This is a genomic window from Dyadobacter sediminis, from assembly GCF_005860765.1.
GTDB classification, from domain to species: Bacteria; Bacteroidota; Bacteroidia; order Cytophagales; family Spirosomataceae; genus Dyadobacter; species Dyadobacter sediminis.
Genome location: NZ_VCEI01000033.1, coordinates 1 through 16,048 on the forward strand (window position 1 = coordinate 1; position 16,048 = coordinate 16,048).

Below are 16,048 nucleotides of genomic sequence, written 5' to 3' on the forward strand. Positions count from 1 at the left end.
CGGACCAGAAGAACCCTATTTCAAGGCAACTGGAAATTTCGTATAGAACAGTGTATAAATTATGCCTCAAAACTAAAAGCGTAGTTTACTAACGCCGTTTTCCGGACATTTGTAAGAAAAACCTCGTCATGGTGAAGGCAGAAAGTTTTGAAGAGTTTTACCAGCGAAAATTTGAATGGCTCCCCGATTCAATGCGGCAGACAATTGGGCATTTCAATGTTTTTCGCCTCGAATCTTATCTAGTTACTCCTACCAAATCGACTGCTCAACGCCGACGAGACTACTTCAATGTGATATTAGTCATCGGGAATTGTAAACTTCAATACGGTGAACAGAACATAGAAATTAAACATCAAGCCTTGGTATTTGGTCATCCCCAAATTCTTTATCGCTTTGAACAGACCATTGGCTTTCCGACAGGTTATTTTTTTGTATTCAACTCAGAGTTTTTTCACGACTACGGTAAATTCAATCAATATCCTGTTTTTCAGCCCACTGGGAATCACGTTTTCGAGTTGACGGATATCCAACGAGAGCAAGTTGTTGCCCTTTATGAGCGCATGTTAGATGAGATCACATCCGGTTACATCTATAAATATGATCTCCTGCGTAGTTTAGTTTTTGAATTAGCGCACCTGGCAATGAAGATAGGGTTAAACTAAAGAAAGGGAGAAAAACCGTCACGACTTTCGTATAGGATTTTTATTTACCATAAGTCCGGAATATTCGATTCTAAGGGGCTAGATTTAAATCCATAATTGAACTCAAATTAAAAATTTTATAATCTTTACCATCGGAGAAGTCGTATTCTCCCACCAAGTTTATATGTGCCCAGCTGTGGGTAGATGTTGCAAGGATTTTTTTCAACAGGATCTGCCTGTCGTGTTCGGACTCAACTGCCACTAGTTTTTCAGATAACAACAACAGATTATAAGTGTTCAACGCATTTGCTATCAACCTTTTACATCCTTCCGCTATAAGTTGTTCTTTTCTGGTAGCCCAGATCAATTCCTGGTTGTTGCCTACGGTTATGGCCTTGGAAAAGTTATTACTGTTCTCAATTTTCGAAAGTGAGCCAGACACCGACTTCCGGATTAACTCATCATCCATGTATTGATAGATGTATACTGTTTTGTAGAGCCTTCCCAAATCTTTGAGGGCTTTGTAAAGCGGGTGTTGTTTAGAATATGAATTTAAACGTCTAAACAACGTTGATGCCTTAGCGTAACCCAACTTGATAGTACAAACAAGTCTCAGAATATCATCCCAATGATTTTCCAGGTGAACCAAGTTAATTTTAAGACCGGGAACAATTTTATAATTCAGTTCACGGTATGTCCTGGCTTCATCAATTGAATACAGCTGCTGGTGATGAAACCTTGCGAACCTGGGACGAAATTCAATACCCAAAAGACCCGTTACTGCGAATACAGGTTCACTGAACCCATGCGTGTCTGTTGAATGCGCATTTGGGATGATCACCTCATTGTGGGTCAAACCATCCAGGACATAATGTGATTCGGGTTCAGCTGCACTAAATACAGTTGAATAAAATAACTGTCCAGCTTCGTCCAGAAAGGAATACATGGTGACACCCCTTCCATTACCGAAGTATTTAAATGAGGGAGAAGCTACCAGTGAAGCAACGGAAACATCAAACTTTTGGCCATCACTGGAAGTATGAATAAAGTCAGCATCTTTTCTAAAATGCTCGGTAAGTGGTAAGTCATTGCTAAATGCAAGTACTTTATCATTTGCCTGTATTACTGTCTCTGGCGAGAAATACTGGAGTGACGTTGTCTCCAAAGAACTTGTCCGTATTCCTTTGGACATGAAAGAGAATTTCCGGATACCGATATTGCAACCAAAGCCAAGAATCGCTGCAAAGAACAAATTCTCATCCGGACGTTTGGGTATGTGATCAATTCCACTATGAATAAATGTAGATATAAAACCAGTCGCATTCTGGACGGTTGAGAGCACTTCCACCAATGGAATAACATATTCTTGTGGGTAGAGTGATTCCAGATCAACGACTTCTTCTAATCGTTTATCTTTCATCAGGTGCCAGTCACCAGCCGGATCAAAGTATACTTGTTTGTTGCTTCCTTTTTCTATACGCTCATTTGTCAATTTTATCTGGGCATTCAACTTTTCATTTAATTTGAGGAGAGTTTTTCGGGAATCTGCAAAAGCTGTCAAACCAGCTTGTTCTATGAGCTTTTCCTTTTCTTTGTTCCAAACCGTAACCGGTATTTGATACTCATCAAAACTACGGTAATCATAGGATGAATCGATTGGAAGTACTCCGGATTTGATACTATCCCTGATTTCCTGAAACAGCAATACTTTATATAAACCTGTCCTTAATTTTCCTTCCGTAGTCAATACCCGCTGCTGTTGTTCCATTCCTAAAAAATCAGTTGGTACAGCTGCGCGTGAAATAATAGAACCATTCTTTTCTTGGTAGTACCGGACCGCAGCAAGGATATCTTTTCCTGATGAAGTCGAACTAGGGATCAATGCTTTTACGATATCACTGACTTTACCATTCAATTTCGATGCATTTTTTTCAAGCATCTGATAGAAATCCTCCCGGTCATTTATTTTTTGGTGGCTTCCTTTAATGCTTTGAGGCGTTGCTGGTCTTCCTGTAACAATTTTTGAGATAGCCGTTTGTTTTTAAAAAGCAGTTCAATCAATGTAACTTTGGATAAGGCTTCTATTGTAGTGTTAGCAATAATTTGTTCAATGGCACCCAAAACATCAATATGGGTGCTGCTCCGGTTGGCAACGCTGCTAACCAGTTGCGCAGTCTGCATCCTGTTTTGATAAAGCTGCTGCTTAACCAGGTTCTCACAACCATTGACATAATTGGTGACCGCACTATTCAAAGTCAGGATAAGTGCATCTCCCAGCATACAGTACTGGTGGATAATGAATGAAATCAAAAGAAGATAACGATTGGTGCTGCGTGTAGCTATTTGCGTTACCTGGTTATTGATAACGTATTCCGCGTAAAACTGAACAGTGGTGTCAGATAATTTTAAGCGCTTCACTATCGGTAATAGCTGCAAATACATGATCTTCAAACTTTCAAAGTTGGTAACCCTCTCTCGGATCTGTTTGGTTTCCATGGATTGAGAGATGCGCTTAAAGAATGTAATCTCATATCGTTTTACTTTCAAATGCTTCTTGCTGTCCTGTTGATAAGAAGTGTGTTCGACAAGAAGCTGCTCTAAAAGTAAAATATCGGCGGTAGTAAGGTACTTATTTAAAATAGATTCTAGATTTTGCTCGAAACTGGTAAGCGCTTTGTCCAAAATTGTTTTCAGGCTTTGGTAGGTAGGAATTTCAATATGATGAGCCTGAAGGAAATCTACCATCCCTTCGAAAATCAGATACGGCCTGGTCTGTACATGTGCCAGTCTCTGTGTTTCTTCAATCAATGTTTCAATCGAAGACTTTTCGAAAGGTGCAAACCCGAAATATCCAAGAATATCTTCCCGGTGCCGGAGCGATGTCCGTCCTTCATAATTATCCATTTGTACAGCATTGACATCAACAGAAATTCTTGCCGCTACAAAGTCCACGTCACTTTGGTGGAAACGGTTGGATGTAAAAAACCGACTGACTACCCGGAAGTATCCAACCTGTAAAAGAAAGCCAACTTTATTTGATGGCGTATGCAAAGTCTTGACATAATCAGCTGCCCACTGGGGCGCCTCTAAGAAAATCATTTTCTGATCAACACTCAAAACAGGTGGATTGTCAAATCGTTGCCGAGCTTCGGAAGTCAGGTATTCTTTTCTTGGCATGAGGAGATTTTGTTGTACAAAAAAACGCTGCTCAGAATGTACAAACCAGGTGAGCATTTTAGAGCTTAAAAAATTACCATAATCCGGTCATATTTTATCAAAATAGTAAAATAAACTTGTATACCAATCAAAGTATATTAAATTTATACTCATAGATGGAATAAAGTATACAAAAGGTGAAAATAGGCTATGCTCGGGTGTCCACTCAGGATCAAAATTTAGAAATGCAGCTTGATGCACTGCAAAAGGCAGGTTGCGAAAAAATATTTCAGGAAAAGGCTTCCGGAATAAAATCAGACAGACCACAGCTTGCTGCCATGCAGCAGATCCTTCGTGAAGGAGATGTGATTTACATTTACAAGCTGGACCGGTTAGGCCGATCTTTAAAACATCTGCTTGAAATGACATCTGATTTTGAAAAGCGGGGGATTGGCCTGGTATCGATCAATGACCATATTGATACAACCACCGCTCAGGGCAGGTTGATCTTTAATATTTTTGCTTCACTGGCCGAATTTGAAAGAGATCTTATCAGGGAAAGGACTAAATCCGGTTTGGATGCGGCCCGCGCACGTGGTCGGAAAGGCGGACGTAGCCGGGGGCTTTCCAAAGAAGCAGAAAAAACGGCTATGCTCGCCCAAACATTATATAATGAACGTAAGTTGGGAGTAAATGAAATTGCAGCGGATTTGAAAATCTCTAAAATGACATTGTATAAATACCTAAGACATCGTGGGGTTGCGATTAGTAGCAAAAGGTAAAACCAGAATTCTGAATCTACAATAGTCTGCTTACACTCCGGGCTAATACGCTTTTTTCAATTTGGGAAATATTAAAAGATTAGGTAGCGGCGGCCGCAAAAAACGGGCCGGCAAAGTGACTGTAAGGTTGTATTGCCCATGCACTACAAAGTAACCGATGTTACTATAATGTGCCCTTCTCGCTCAAAAGTGCAAATCGCTGTTTTTTGATCTTTTGCCAGTGCAAGCTTAGGATATTGGCCATTGCCTAAGGATGACGTCCTTAAACCATCCGGGCTTCTAAATTGTATGGAATTTTCCTGCTGCCAGGCAATAGCATTGCCCTTGGCTGTTTGAAGTATTACAGGTGTCCGGCCACTGCCTAATTTCATTTCAGTTTTGCCATGCTGCGCAAGATAAATTTCCATTTGACGACGCCAGACTGTGGAAGCTTCACCTCTTAAATTAACCGTCAAATCTCCACCATCCATCGGGCATGCATTGATCATATAATTTCCAGTACCTTGTTTTTGAGCTTTCCCAAAATGTTCCCCTTCGTCTGTTGAAGAAATCAGATACATATTACGGGCACCATCCAGTTTGTTTCGGAACATGACAGAAATTTGTCCTGTTTGACTGATGTAAACTGACGGCTTGCAGCATTCACAGATACCATTTTGCTCTCCTTTGTAAATCAATTGATTTTTCCCCCAGGTTAAACCGCCGTCTCTTGAAAGTGCGCCATATAGATTATTATTTCCAAGTCGGCTGTCTAGCCAGGCAGTATAGACCAAGTTATCATTGCCCGCGCTGATGCTAGACAATGCTTCTTTGGCGGTAGTATCTGTGTCATTAACACGTACGGGCGTAGACCATTGATGTGTTATATTCATAGACCTGATTGCATACAAGTTTCCACGATGATCACCAACCGTGACTACCGTGTAATCCTTTGTTGTGGTAAGTTGTGGCCCCCTTCCCATCCCAAGACCCATTTGAGGAAAGTTGCCTAATAGCGCAGGCTTAGAATACGATTTGCCACCATCACCTGAAAATACATAGTACAAGTCACGTTCATTGGCATTTTTCACACCGTACACGATGTGTATAATACCTTCCCGGTCAACACTTATTTCCGGCTGGCTACCTGTGGCCAGTTTTTGTTCGGATTCAAAAGTATTATCAGGATAGCTTGCCAAGAAAATAAAACAAGTAAAAGCAGCGGTTAAAAATTTCAACAACATCATACAGCTTATATCAAAAAGGTTATGCACGCTTTTAAAAGTCCTAAACCTCACAATTTACCTTTGGAATAATAGGATCCCATAATTATACAACTTGGCATAGTAATTGTGTAGAAATAACCTGGAACAAAAGGCAATCTTTGTACCTGGGCAAAATCGTATGTTTTAATATGAAAGGTTGTGTTTTTTTACTGCTGATAATGATTTGCCTGCTGGTGCCAGCGGGAGTGAGTCATGCATGTGGCAGCAAGCACGTTCCAATCAAAAGAGAAGTAAAGCATGTGGCTTCCCATAAAAAGGCCTGCTGCGCCAGGCATCGAAACCATAGATCAGGGGATAGTAATAAGAAATGTAGCCATAGTTGTAATGAATCTGGCTGTGATTGCGCCCACTCTCTTCCTGTTTTTGCATTAAAGATCCAGCCGACAGGGTTGATCCAAAAAACCCTTGCTGTTGTTGACAATTCCCCCTCTTGGTTCTTCCAAGAAACTTCCCCAAAGCCAGTGTATCTTTCACTGTGGATGCCTCCTAATATAGGTTGATAAGTTCCCTGTAGCCACAGGTACGCCCTTCCGGAGCTCTTTTCACTTCGGACAAAAACTTATTTAAAATCCAAAATTCCATTCTGATGAAATCAATTAAAATATTGATGGCAACATTGCTATTGCTGTCTACTTTCTTATCCTATGCAGATATCAAAAATGTCACGACCGAGAATATAACAATTGCCGGATCATGCTCTCAGTGCAAAGAAGGCATTGAAGCTGCTGCATTTGAGAAAAACATTTCCAAAGCAAACTGGGATAAGGAAACGAAGGTTGCCGCAATCACTTACGATAGTAAAAAGACCTCTTTGGATGCAATCCTGAAAAAAATTGCATTGGCTGGTTACGATAACAAAAGCTACTTGGCACCTGATGATGCTTTTGCTAAATTGGAGGAATGCTGCCGCTACGAGCGTGCCAGCAAGAATGAAATGGTAGCGCAAAAGAAAATGAGTGGCCATGAACACGGTGCCACGTCCATGGAAACAGCTGCGAAGGCGGGGTCAGCCGATGCCGATCCATTGAAGCCTGTCTTAGATGCCTATTACGCAGTGAAGGATGCCCTGGTTGGCTCTGACGGAAATGCCACTTCTGCGAAAGCAACAAGTCTTGTAAAGGCGCTTAAAGCCGTTAAGATGGACGAGCTGGGAAGCGAGCAGCATATGGTTTGGATGAAGGTCATGAAAGATCTGAATTTCGATGCCGAACACATTGAAGAAACCAAAGATCTAGGCCACCAAAGAGACCATTTCTCTTCTCTTTCTGAAAATATGTATAAGCTCATTAAGTCGGCAAAACCTTCTCAGGCGGTTTATTATCAGCATTGCCCAATGGCCAAAGAAGGTAAAGGTGCCAACTGGCTAAGCCAGGTGTCGACAATTAAAAACCCTTATTATGGCGCGCAGATGTTGAATTGTGGCAAAACCACTGAAACACTCAAATAATAACGCCTGTCCTGATGGCAATGTAAATATTACCTGCTAGTAAGCTAATGATTTATGGTCATCAGGACAGCGTTCTCTTCATATTTAAATAACAACACATGATGGATTTTCTTAAAATCCCTATATATAAAGCTCTTTTTGCGGTAGCAATCCTTTTTTCTATTTCCGGGCAGGTTCACAGCCAAAAAATAGTACGGTATGATCTATACGTTAAAGACACCACAGTAAATTTCACAGGGACGCCCAAGCGGGCCATCGCCGTAAACGGGCAGATTCCCATGCCTACCCTGACTTTTACAGAAGGGGACACTGCCGAAATATATGTACACAATGAGCTCGGCGAAGAGACATCCCTGCACTGGCATGGACTGTTCTTGCCCAATAAGTATGATGGGGTTCCTAATCTAACCCAAATGCCGATTAAACCTCATACAACGCACTTATACCGATTCCCGATCATTCAGAATGGCACGCACTGGTACCATAGCCATACTGAGTTGCAGGAACAAATCGGCATGTATGGATCGATGATCCTGAACAAGAAAAAAGAACCAACCATTCCTACTGTTCCAATCATATTGAGTGAGTGGACGGATATGAAGCCTAAAAACGTCCACAGGATGCTTCACAACGCAAGTGATTGGTTTGCCATAAAAAAGGGCGCAACCCAAAGCTATTCGGAGGCGATCAGTCAGGGGTATTTTAAGACAAAGGTTGGAAACGAATGGAAGCGCATGACAGCGATGGATGTAAGTGACGTGTATTATGACCGCTTCCTTATTAACGGAAAAAATGAAAGCCAGCTTTCCCAGTTCAAGCCAGGTGATAAAGTCCGTCTAAGGATTTCAAATGGCGGGGCTTCAACCTATTTCTGGCTTACCTATGCAGGCGGCAAAATGACTGTTGTAGCTAACGATGGAAACGATGTAGAGCCAGTAGATGTAGACAGGCTGATCATAGCAGTTTCAGAAACTTATGATGTGATTGTTACCATTCCAGCTGTTAAACCCGGATCTGCCCCTACCGCTTATGAGTTTTTGGCAACATCGGAAGACCGGACCAAATCTACTTCCCTGTTCCTTGGTGAAGGTGTAAAACAACTGGCATCACCGCTACCCAGGCTTAAATACTTTGAGGGAATGAAGATGATGAACGGCATGATGAAAATGAATGGTGACCTGGACGATATGGGCATGAACATGAGCCTGAACCAGATGGATATGAACGTGGTCATGTACCCGGAAATTACCGGCGCTTTAAAAAGCAAAAAGAAGGATACAGGCAAAGCCATGGATATGGGAAACATGAAGATGGATGATACCAAGAAAGCGGACGAACATGCTGGTCATAACATGTACAACAGTAATGCATTGTCCACGATTACGACGCTAAATTATGCCATGCTTCAATCGCCTGAAAAGACATCTTTACCTAAGGATGCACCGGTAAAAGAGCTCCGTTTTGTATTGACTGGCAACATGAACCGGTACGTATGGAGCATGGACAATAAAGTGGTTTCCGAGCGTGACAAGATCCTGATTAAAAAAGGTGAAAACGTCCGCATGGTCATTTACAATAATTCCATGATGCGGCACCCAATGCACCTTCATGGCCACGATTTCCGGGTGCTCAATGGAAAGGGAGTGAATGCACCTCTGAAAAACATCATTGATATCATGCCCATGGAAACTGACACACTTGAATTTGCTGCAACTGAAAGTGGTGACTGGTTTTTTCATTGCCATATCCTTTACCATATGATGAGCGGCATGGGCGCAGTTTTCTCCTATGAGAATTCCCCGGCAAATCCTGAGATCCCTAACCCCCGGTTAGCACAACGCAAACTATTTGCCGATGACCGGGAGTTTCATTTCATGGCCGAAAACGATATTGCCACCAACGGCAACGATGGTGAAGCGATGATACAAAATACACGGTGGAGTATTGGCAGTGAGTGGCGACTGGGCTACCACGACCACCACGGTTATGAAGTCGAAACACACCTGGGGCGTTACATTGGGAAAATGCAGTGGCTGATGCCATTTATTGGCTTTGACTGGCGGTACCGAAAAATGGGGATGGATGAAGTAGAAAGCAATCTTTTTGGCCAGCGAAACACCAAGGATCAAAGGTCCGTGTTTAGCGCGGGAGTAAACTACATGTTGCCCATGCTGGTTACGGCGCAAGCTGAAATATTCACCGATGGCAACCTGCGTTTTCAATTGGAACGGATGGATATACCAGTTTCCAAACGTCTGCGGATGAACCTGATGGTCAATACGGACAAGGAGTACATGGCCGCCCTTCGGTATATCTTTACCAGGTATGTAGGTGCCACAGCCCATTATGACAGCGACATGGGTTTTGGTGTCGGGCTGACCTTGAATTACTAGCCAATAGATCTCAGCTTACATAGTACCACATAAACAATGACAAATGGAAAATCACCACCACCACGGGCATCATCCGGAAAAGCAACCCGAAGCCGTGCACGGAATGAAAGGAGTTGAACATGAGCATCATGGTCACGGCGGGCACACCGATGAAGACAGTAGCCATGACAAACACGCAGGCCACCATACCGAGGATTTTTTAAAGCGCTTCTGGATTTGCATGGTCATTACTTTGCCAATCCTTTTGCTATCCCATATGATCCAGCAATGGATTGGTTTTAACTGGACCTTCCCAGGTGATCAATATATGCTTTTGGCACTAAGCACGATCATATACTTCTATGGGGGCTGGCCGTTTCTGACGGGCCTTGTCCGGGAGCTGAAAAGCAAAACCCTGGGTATGATGACCCTGGTGGCGGTTGCGATTACTACTGCGTATGTGTATAGCGTGGCCGTGGTTTTTGGGCTGGAAGGGATGGACTTCTTTTGGGAGCTTGCTACCCTAATTGATATTATGCTCATTGGGCATTGGCTGGAAATGAAATCGCAGATGGCCGCCTCAAAAGCCCTGGAATCCCTGGTTGCTTTACTTCCATCAGTGGTCCATGTAGAAAAGGACAATCAGGTAACCGATATACCTTTAAAAGACCTTCGCACAGGAGATTTGTTACTTGTCAAGCCAGGTGAAAAGGTGCCTGCCGACGGATTGGTCACAGATGGACGTTCTTATGTGAACGAAAGCATGCTAACTGGCGAAAGTGTGCCAGTTCAAAAGCAGAAAGACAATAAGGTTATTGCCGGCGCTATCAACGGTGATGGTGTTCTCAAAGTCAAGGTTACCGGGGCTGGCAATGACAGCTACCTGCAAAAGGTCATCAACATGGTCAAGACTGCCCAGGGTGCTAAATCCAGTACCCAAAACCTGGCAGATAAGGTAGCCGGATGGCTAACCATTGTTTCCATTACAGTTGGGGTTGCGACTTTCATCATCTGGTACACTGGTGGTCAAAGCCTGGCATTTGCCTTAGAAAGAATGGTTACTGTTATGGTAACATCTTGTCCGCACGCCTTGGGAGTCGCTATCCCTTTGGTTATTGCCATTTCAACAACCATTTCTGCAACGCATGGGCTGTTGATCCGCAACCGCACTGCCTTTGAGAATGCGCGAAAATTGACTACAATCATTTTCGATAAAACCGGCACACTTACCAAAGGCTCCCATGAAGTCCAACAGATAATACCCATTGACGAGCAGCTGTCACCAGACCAGATTTTACAGTATGCAGCGGCTGTACAACAAAACTCCGAGCACCATATCGCCCACGGCGTAATCAGGAAATTGAAAGAAAAAGGATTGCAGCTTTACAAGTCCACCGATTTCAATTATATGCAAGGCATTGGGGTAACAGGTACTGTGGATGGCAAGAAAATAGTAGCTGCCGGACCTAATTATTTCACACAGGAAAATAAACCAGTGCCTGCCATTCCCGACCAGATAGACCAGGCCACTGACACGGTAAACTTTATCTTGGTCGATGGCAAGCTGGTTGGCTTGATCACTTTTGCCGATACCATCCGGGAGAATGCAGCTCAGGCAATCGCTGAACTCAAAAAAATGAACATCAAATCGTTCCTTTTGACCGGGGACAATGCCAAGATTGCAGAAGCGGTCTGCAAAAAACTGGACATGGACGGTTACCTGGCGGGTGTGCTGCCGCATCAGAAGCAGGATAAGGTCAAGGAGTTTCAAGCCAAAGGAGAGATTGTAGCAATGACAGGTGACGGGGTCAATGATGCGCCCGCGCTTGCGCAAGCAGACGTGGGTATTGCCGTTGGCTCCGGAACTGACGTAGCAGCTGAGACGGCCGATATTATCCTGGTAAATAGTGACCCGATGGATGTAGTGCAAATGATCACATTTGGCAGGGCTACTTACAGAAAAATGGTGCAAAACCTGGCTTGGGCAATTGGCTACAATGTAATAGCTATACCACTGGCCGCCGGTGTTTTGTACCCTTCCTTTATGTTAAGCCCGGCTATGGGGGCAGTCCTGATGAGCGCATCCACGATTGTGGTTGCTATTAATGCAAAACTGCTTAAAGTTAATTAAGGAAATTTTCCACATAATGGCATAAATATATTAAATGCATCCCACTGAATTTCAGCAAAATAAACCACTTATTTAAACAACAACCACATGAAACCAACGTACAAAATTTTAGGACTCGCTGCATTGATAGCCTTTTCAACCGCCTGCTCGGATGACGACGATAACAATCAAATTTCGATTCAAGCTCATGATGAAAATCAAATGATGACACTTATGCATGAGATGATGGATGAAATGCATACCATGAAAGTGACACAGGATCCTGATATCGATTATGCAAGTATGATGAGAATGCATCACATGGGTGCTATTGACATGGCAGAGCTGGAATTGAAGTCCGGAACTAGTAGCGAAATGAAGGCTAAAGCCCAAGCGATCATTGATGCCCAGCAGAAAGAAATAGCAGAATTTGATTCTTTCCTTGCCAATGCTAAGCCCACTACCATGAACATGGACTTTCATATGAAAATGATGGACGGAATGGATCGGATGGGCAAACAATCTGACCTTCAAATCATCAATGGGAACATAGACCAGGACTTTGCCACCTTAATGATCGAGCATCACAAGAGTGCTACCGAAATGGCACAGATGCACTTATTAATGGGTAAGGATGCTGGTTTGAAAGAAATGTCTTCTATGATCATTGAAGAGCAGAACAAAGAAATAGCCGATTTGCAGACTTGGCTACTGGCTAACAGAAAATAACCACCAATCTAACCTTAAATTTTATGGAACATCAACAATTCAAAGAATGTATCGATGCTTGCGTGGCATGCGCAATCGCTTGCAGTCACTGTGCAACTGAGTGTTTGAAAGAGAGGTTTTTCTTACAAATGGGCTGAAATACACGTTAAGCAACTAACTGTTTAGTTTTGGCTTTCTCAATGGCCGCAAACCCTTGCCTCCAAGATCCGGGTCAGCATTAAAGGAGTATTTCCCCAGCCGGTTGATATGTGCAAAATGGGCAGGAGAATAAACTCCAAGTCATTTTCGTCAATCTGGTAGCCGAGGGAACTCCAGTAAATGAAGTCCCCTCTAACTGTCATTGCCTAAGTGTATAGTCTGATGATTTCCGACGCTCTATTTTTATTAGCACTAACAGCAAAGTGAAATAAGATGTTATAATTCGCTACTATCCTCTATAGTCGCTGTTGGTGCATTTTTCTTTACAGAGTCAATCCCATTGCTCATACCCGAAAGGCTTTCATACATTTCGCTGCTTCCAATTACTTGGCCGTTTGCAGCTTTGAGATTGAAATAATATTTACCATTCGAAGAGGTCTTCTTGTCGTAACGATTGTCCTGCGATGAGTTTGTCTTCACTGACTCTATGCCATTCAAGCAAGCCGTCTTTGCTTTGTAACCCTCACTGGTTAAAATGGTTTGACCGTTATTTGCCTTCAAATCAAATTGAAACTCGCCGTTCTTTCGGAGAATGATAACAAATTTGCTCATAGAAAATTGGGGTAAATCATAGTTTATTTTGAGAGATATATTTCATCAGAACAGAACTACCTAATCCTTTTTTGACGAAAGTTTTAGCCGGTTTGCAGCCTTGACAATCATAAATATCACCCAGGCAATGATCAAAAACTGAATTAGCACCTGAATAAAATTGCCGTATTTGAGCATAATTTAGGTAGGTAATGGTTAAAAAGGAAACAAAAAACTATCGAAAATCTGAGCGAACTGAACTTTGTCGATTTGGCCCTCTATAAACCTTGATAGCCGGAACATTGACATATTTTGTCGATCCTACCGATCAACTCGACATCCAAACGGGTGCATTGATATGTTCTTGCATTCGATTGCCGTAATACAGCACACGCTTGTGTCAACACAAGAAATAGGGTATCGATTTATACTCATGCCGGCCGACCAGCGAGCTGATATTTCATGTGACGGCTTCTCTGGCACAATTTGAAAGCTCGCTGATCAGCCAAAGGGTCAAAGTCGGCATGGCCAGGGCAAGAGAACAAGGGAAACGTATTTCCCGGCTCCATTGCCTATCCAGCAGCAACAGGAAATTTTTGAACTACAAAAACAAGGGTTTTCGATGAACAAGATTTCTAAACGGCTCGGAATTGCTTACGGAACTATGTATAATTATGTTGGTAAACTAAAAACATAGTTTATTGGCGTATATTTTCGCCCATTTGTAAGAAAAACCTCTTAATCCACCTGGCTAGGTGATGGCCTCCGAAAGGGGCTACAATTGATATTACGCCTTGAAGGCTTGGATAAGGGATAAAATTTGCTAGGCCAATTATGGCAGTAGGAATCCATATTTCCAGGTCAAATTTTTTGACTGTACTTATCGGGGACTTCGCAGGCATTATTTAGCTAGCGTTTCCCGAAGTCTTTTTAAGTCCTTCTTGCTTAGGTCATTAACTTCCACCCACTCATCAGTGCCTTTCCGTTTTACGCGAAACGAATCATGTCCACCAAACAACTTGGACAGAACTGTAAAAGCACCGCCAAGGATTGCTGCAACACTTAAAACAATCTCTATTATTGCTACTGGCATAATGACTGAAATGGACAATTTGATGCAAATGTGCACTAATCTATACAAGATTACACAAATAACAACAAAAACCAAACAATCAGAGTTTCAACCTATTTTGTATGGGCCTGCTTGCTTAGCACAGGAACTTCTTAGCTCAATTCTTCCTTATCCGGTAAGCGCTGGTCTTTCAGGTCCAGGTTTTCTACTTCCACTTTTGTACTACGCACTGTGTCGTTAATAACTTCATCACGCTCAACCACTTGCTTGGTCAGGGAAACATCCTCTGTCACCATAGCAACTTTTGAGACCAATGGAACTTCTGCATGCTCGGTTAGCTCGATAGTCCTTTCCTGAAATGTATCCAGCTCACTTGAAGTTACCGCCCTGTCCACTGGCATACGATCTACATGTACTGTTTCAGTTTTAAGTGCGATGCTTTCCTGAACCGGACGCTCTACAATGCGGCTGGTCAGCCGCACCCCTCCTGTTTGTACCTGCTTTTTACTGATGGAAATATCTTCTTCGATGACAGGGATGCTTTCTACGCCCGATGTAGCCCGCGAACCGTAAAACCGATCATCATTGAAGTGTTCGTGCTCATAAAATCCTTCCGGGTGGCTCTGGTAAGTGGCTGCACCTGGGGCAACCGCAGCTGCAAGGCCGGTAAAGGTGATACGGATCTGCGACTCTGTTGCAGGTGTGATTTTACCTTTTTCGTATCGTGGCAATGCCCCAAGCTTTTGGGCCGTCAATTCTGCCAGGACCACTTCATCCTCTTTCTCATCCAGGGTAGCCAGCCCAATTGGTACCAATACCTCCCCGCCATCCAGTTCCAATTTGTTGTCATCCAGATCAACGATGATATAAAGTACTTTTCGGGTCTGTGTATCAAAAATCAATTCTTCGACTTCCCCAATCTGGTTGCCTGCCGTGTCTTTGACGTCCCAACCTTTAATATCTGGCTGCCCGTCGGCAATCTCAAAGGCACTGCCACCAAGCTCCTGCATGCGGTCTGCGCTATTTGAATGTTCAGTTGTCATAATGATTTGGTTTTGGTTTGTGAGAACAGTGTTATCAGGTTATTATTTTGCCTTTACAACAATTTCAACCCTGCGGTTCATGTGCCTTCCCGAAGTCGTCTTATTGGAAGCTACCGGATCACTCTCCCCCTTGGACATTACGGTTATCTTGTCAGCTTGAATGTTTGCATTCTGTATCAGCCACTGTTTTACAGATTCGGCCCGCTGTTTGCCAAGTTCTTTGTTAAGGCCAGCTGATCCGGTTGAATCGGTATTACCATAAACGGCAAGTGCATTTGTTGCAAAACGTTTTTGAAGTGAAGCGCTTATTTGTTTCAACTGGGTCTCGGCATTTTTCCGGACCTGATTTTCACCAGTAGCAAAAAGGATGTTTTCGCCCAGTGCGTAGATTGTATAGTTATCATCGCCGCTGATGGCAATAGATGTATCAGTAATCTCATCAAAGGTGGCCCTGTCAGTATCAAAGTCCACGTTGTCCCACTCCGGCACGGTGACGGCCTGAACATCGGTGGTGCTATCCGTGCTTGCAGCTACGTCTTTAACATCATCAAAGCCTTTATTGCATCCTCTAAGAAGAGCAATGAGTGCAATAATAGCCAGTAAAATCAACAGCCAGAACCACCAGGGGCGGCTGCGTTTGGGTTGAACATCTAGTTCTGCCATAGTAATAAGTAAATAGGTTAATTTTTGAATGGTTAATAA

Annotated in this window: 16 protein-coding genes and 1 pseudogene; 8 read left to right on the forward strand and 9 right to left on the reverse strand. The window is 43.0% G+C overall.

The genetic code is table 11. From position 1 onward, the window contains the following. Window positions 1-128: 128 nt before the first annotated feature. Window positions 129-662: a hypothetical protein gene (locus FEM55_RS24510; RefSeq protein ID WP_138284143.1), complete on the forward strand. Its 534-nt coding sequence runs from the start codon at window positions 129-131 to the stop codon at window positions 660-662. A gap of 70 nt (window positions 663-732) precedes the next feature. Here the strand turns inward: FEM55_RS24510 and FEM55_RS24515 are convergent, their stop codons facing one another. Further along, window positions 733-2,580 carry a Tn3 family transposase gene (locus FEM55_RS24515; RefSeq protein ID WP_138284146.1) on the reverse strand — a complete coding sequence of 616 codons (1,848 nt, stop codon included), beginning with the start codon at window positions 2,578-2,580 and terminating at the stop codon, window positions 733-735. 23 nt (window positions 2,581-2,603) lie between these two features. Further along, the gene (locus FEM55_RS24520) at window positions 2,604-3,818 is read right to left on the reverse strand and encodes a DUF4158 domain-containing protein (protein ID WP_171036651.1); all 1,215 of its coding nucleotides are present in this window, start codon (window positions 3,816-3,818) and stop codon (window positions 2,604-2,606) included. 176 nt (window positions 3,819-3,994) lie between these two features. On the opposite strand from FEM55_RS24520, the gene FEM55_RS24525 reads away from it, so the two are divergent. After that, window positions 3,995-4,579, forward strand: a complete 585-nt coding sequence (locus tag FEM55_RS24525) for a recombinase family protein (protein WP_138284152.1) — start codon at window positions 3,995-3,997, stop codon at window positions 4,577-4,579. Between the two features lie 143 nt (window positions 4,580-4,722). Here the strand turns inward: FEM55_RS24525 and FEM55_RS24530 are convergent, their stop codons facing one another. Both FEM55_RS24530 and FEM55_RS24535 read right to left on the reverse strand, forming a co-directional pair. Continuing rightward, window positions 4,723-5,805: an exo-alpha-sialidase gene (locus tag FEM55_RS24530; protein ID WP_138284155.1), complete on the reverse strand. Its 1,083-nt coding sequence runs from the start codon at window positions 5,803-5,805 to the stop codon at window positions 4,723-4,725. Between the two features lie 258 nt (window positions 5,806-6,063). Continuing rightward, entirely contained in the window at window positions 6,064-6,318 is a 255-nt protein-coding gene (locus FEM55_RS24535) for a hypothetical protein (protein ID WP_138284158.1), read from the reverse strand. Between the two features lie 112 nt (window positions 6,319-6,430). On the opposite strand from FEM55_RS24535, the gene FEM55_RS24540 reads away from it, so the two are divergent. The 5 genes from FEM55_RS24540 to FEM55_RS25535 all read left to right on the forward strand — a co-directional run bounded on the left by FEM55_RS24540 (window position 6,431) and on the right by FEM55_RS25535 (window position 12,639). Further along, a complete protein-coding gene (locus FEM55_RS24540) occupies window positions 6,431-7,291 on the forward strand; it encodes a DUF3347 domain-containing protein (RefSeq protein ID WP_138284161.1) in 861 nt (286 codons plus the stop codon). Window positions 7,292-7,392: 101 nt separating this feature from the next. Further along, window positions 7,393-9,684: a multicopper oxidase domain-containing protein gene (locus tag FEM55_RS24545; protein WP_138284310.1), complete on the forward strand. Its 2,292-nt coding sequence runs from the start codon at window positions 7,393-7,395 to the stop codon at window positions 9,682-9,684. 43 nt (window positions 9,685-9,727) lie between these two features. Continuing rightward, entirely contained in the window at window positions 9,728-11,794 is a 2,067-nt protein-coding gene (locus FEM55_RS24550) for a heavy metal translocating P-type ATPase (protein WP_138284164.1), read from the forward strand. An 87-nt stretch (window positions 11,795-11,881) separates the two neighbouring features. After that, window positions 11,882-12,502, forward strand: a complete 621-nt coding sequence (locus FEM55_RS24555; protein WP_138284167.1) for a DUF305 domain-containing protein — start codon at window positions 11,882-11,884, stop codon at window positions 12,500-12,502. 23 nt (window positions 12,503-12,525) lie between these two features. Beyond that, the gene (locus FEM55_RS25535) at window positions 12,526-12,639 is read left to right on the forward strand and encodes a four-helix bundle copper-binding protein (RefSeq protein ID WP_510185828.1); all 114 of its coding nucleotides are present in this window, start codon (window positions 12,526-12,528) and stop codon (window positions 12,637-12,639) included. 277 nt (window positions 12,640-12,916) lie between these two features. On the opposite strand, the gene FEM55_RS24565 is transcribed toward FEM55_RS25535, so the two are convergent. Both FEM55_RS24565 and FEM55_RS24570 read right to left on the reverse strand, forming a co-directional pair. Then, window positions 12,917-13,252 (reverse strand): YegP family protein, encoded by a 336-nt coding sequence (locus FEM55_RS24565; RefSeq protein ID WP_082218149.1) that lies wholly within the window; start codon window positions 13,250-13,252, stop codon window positions 12,917-12,919. A 60-nt stretch (window positions 13,253-13,312) separates the two neighbouring features. Continuing rightward, window positions 13,313-13,432, reverse strand: a pseudogene (locus tag FEM55_RS24570) (MscL family protein); the annotation flags it as partial. A 263-nt stretch (window positions 13,433-13,695) separates the two neighbouring features. On the opposite strand from FEM55_RS24570, the gene FEM55_RS25275 reads away from it, so the two are divergent. Continuing rightward, a complete protein-coding gene (locus FEM55_RS25275) occupies window positions 13,696-13,857 on the forward strand; it encodes a recombinase family protein (protein WP_229208605.1) in 162 nt (53 codons plus the stop codon). A 275-nt stretch (window positions 13,858-14,132) separates the two neighbouring features. On the opposite strand, the gene FEM55_RS24580 is transcribed toward FEM55_RS25275, so the two are convergent. The 3 genes from FEM55_RS24580 to FEM55_RS24590 form a co-directional block, all read right to left on the reverse strand. Next, the gene (locus tag FEM55_RS24580) at window positions 14,133-14,324 is read right to left on the reverse strand and encodes a hypothetical protein (protein WP_138284173.1); all 192 of its coding nucleotides are present in this window, start codon (window positions 14,322-14,324) and stop codon (window positions 14,133-14,135) included. Window positions 14,325-14,455: 131 nt separating this feature from the next. Then, window positions 14,456-15,346 carry a DUF2382 domain-containing protein gene (locus FEM55_RS24585; RefSeq protein WP_138284176.1) on the reverse strand — a complete coding sequence of 297 codons (891 nt, stop codon included), beginning with the start codon at window positions 15,344-15,346 and terminating at the stop codon, window positions 14,456-14,458. 42 nt (window positions 15,347-15,388) lie between these two features. Further along, the gene (locus tag FEM55_RS24590) at window positions 15,389-16,009 is read right to left on the reverse strand and encodes an OmpA family protein (protein WP_138284179.1); all 621 of its coding nucleotides are present in this window, start codon (window positions 16,007-16,009) and stop codon (window positions 15,389-15,391) included. Window positions 16,010-16,048 lie beyond the last annotated feature (39 nt).

Bases quoted from the DNA above. Each gene is read 5' to 3' on its own strand.
- FEM55_RS24530 (WP_138284155.1), bottom strand. From the start codon at position 5,805: ATGATGTTGTTGAAATTTTTAACCGCTGCTTTTACTTGTTTTATTTTC.
- FEM55_RS24540 (WP_138284161.1), top strand. From the start codon at position 6,431: ATGAAATCAATTAAAATATTGATGGCAACATTGCTATTGCTGTCTACT.
- FEM55_RS24585 (WP_138284176.1), bottom strand. From the start codon at position 15,346: ATGACAACTGAACATTCAAATAGCGCAGACCGCATGCAGGAGCTTGGT.
- FEM55_RS24590 (WP_138284179.1), bottom strand. From the start codon at position 16,009: ATGGCAGAACTAGATGTTCAACCCAAACGCAGCCGCCCCTGGTGGTTC.
- FEM55_RS24520 (WP_171036651.1), bottom strand. From the start codon at position 3,818: ATGCCAAGAAAAGAATACCTGACTTCCGAAGCTCGGCAACGATTTGAC.
- FEM55_RS24510 (WP_138284143.1), top strand. From the start codon at position 129: ATGGTGAAGGCAGAAAGTTTTGAAGAGTTTTACCAGCGAAAATTTGAA.
- FEM55_RS24515 (WP_138284146.1), bottom strand. From the start codon at position 2,580: ATGCTTGAAAAAAATGCATCGAAATTGAATGGTAAAGTCAGTGATATC.
- FEM55_RS24555 (WP_138284167.1), top strand. From the start codon at position 11,882: ATGAAACCAACGTACAAAATTTTAGGACTCGCTGCATTGATAGCCTTT.
- FEM55_RS24545 (WP_138284310.1), top strand. From the start codon at position 7,393: ATGGATTTTCTTAAAATCCCTATATATAAAGCTCTTTTTGCGGTAGCA.
- FEM55_RS24580 (WP_138284173.1), bottom strand. From the start codon at position 14,324: ATGCCAGTAGCAATAATAGAGATTGTTTTAAGTGTTGCAGCAATCCTT.
- FEM55_RS24550 (WP_138284164.1), top strand. From the start codon at position 9,728: ATGGAAAATCACCACCACCACGGGCATCATCCGGAAAAGCAACCCGAA.
- FEM55_RS24565 (WP_082218149.1), bottom strand. From the start codon at position 13,252: ATGAGCAAATTTGTTATCATTCTCCGAAAGAACGGCGAGTTTCAATTT.
- FEM55_RS25535 (WP_510185828.1), top strand. From the start codon at position 12,526: ATGGAACATCAACAATTCAAAGAATGTATCGATGCTTGCGTGGCATGC.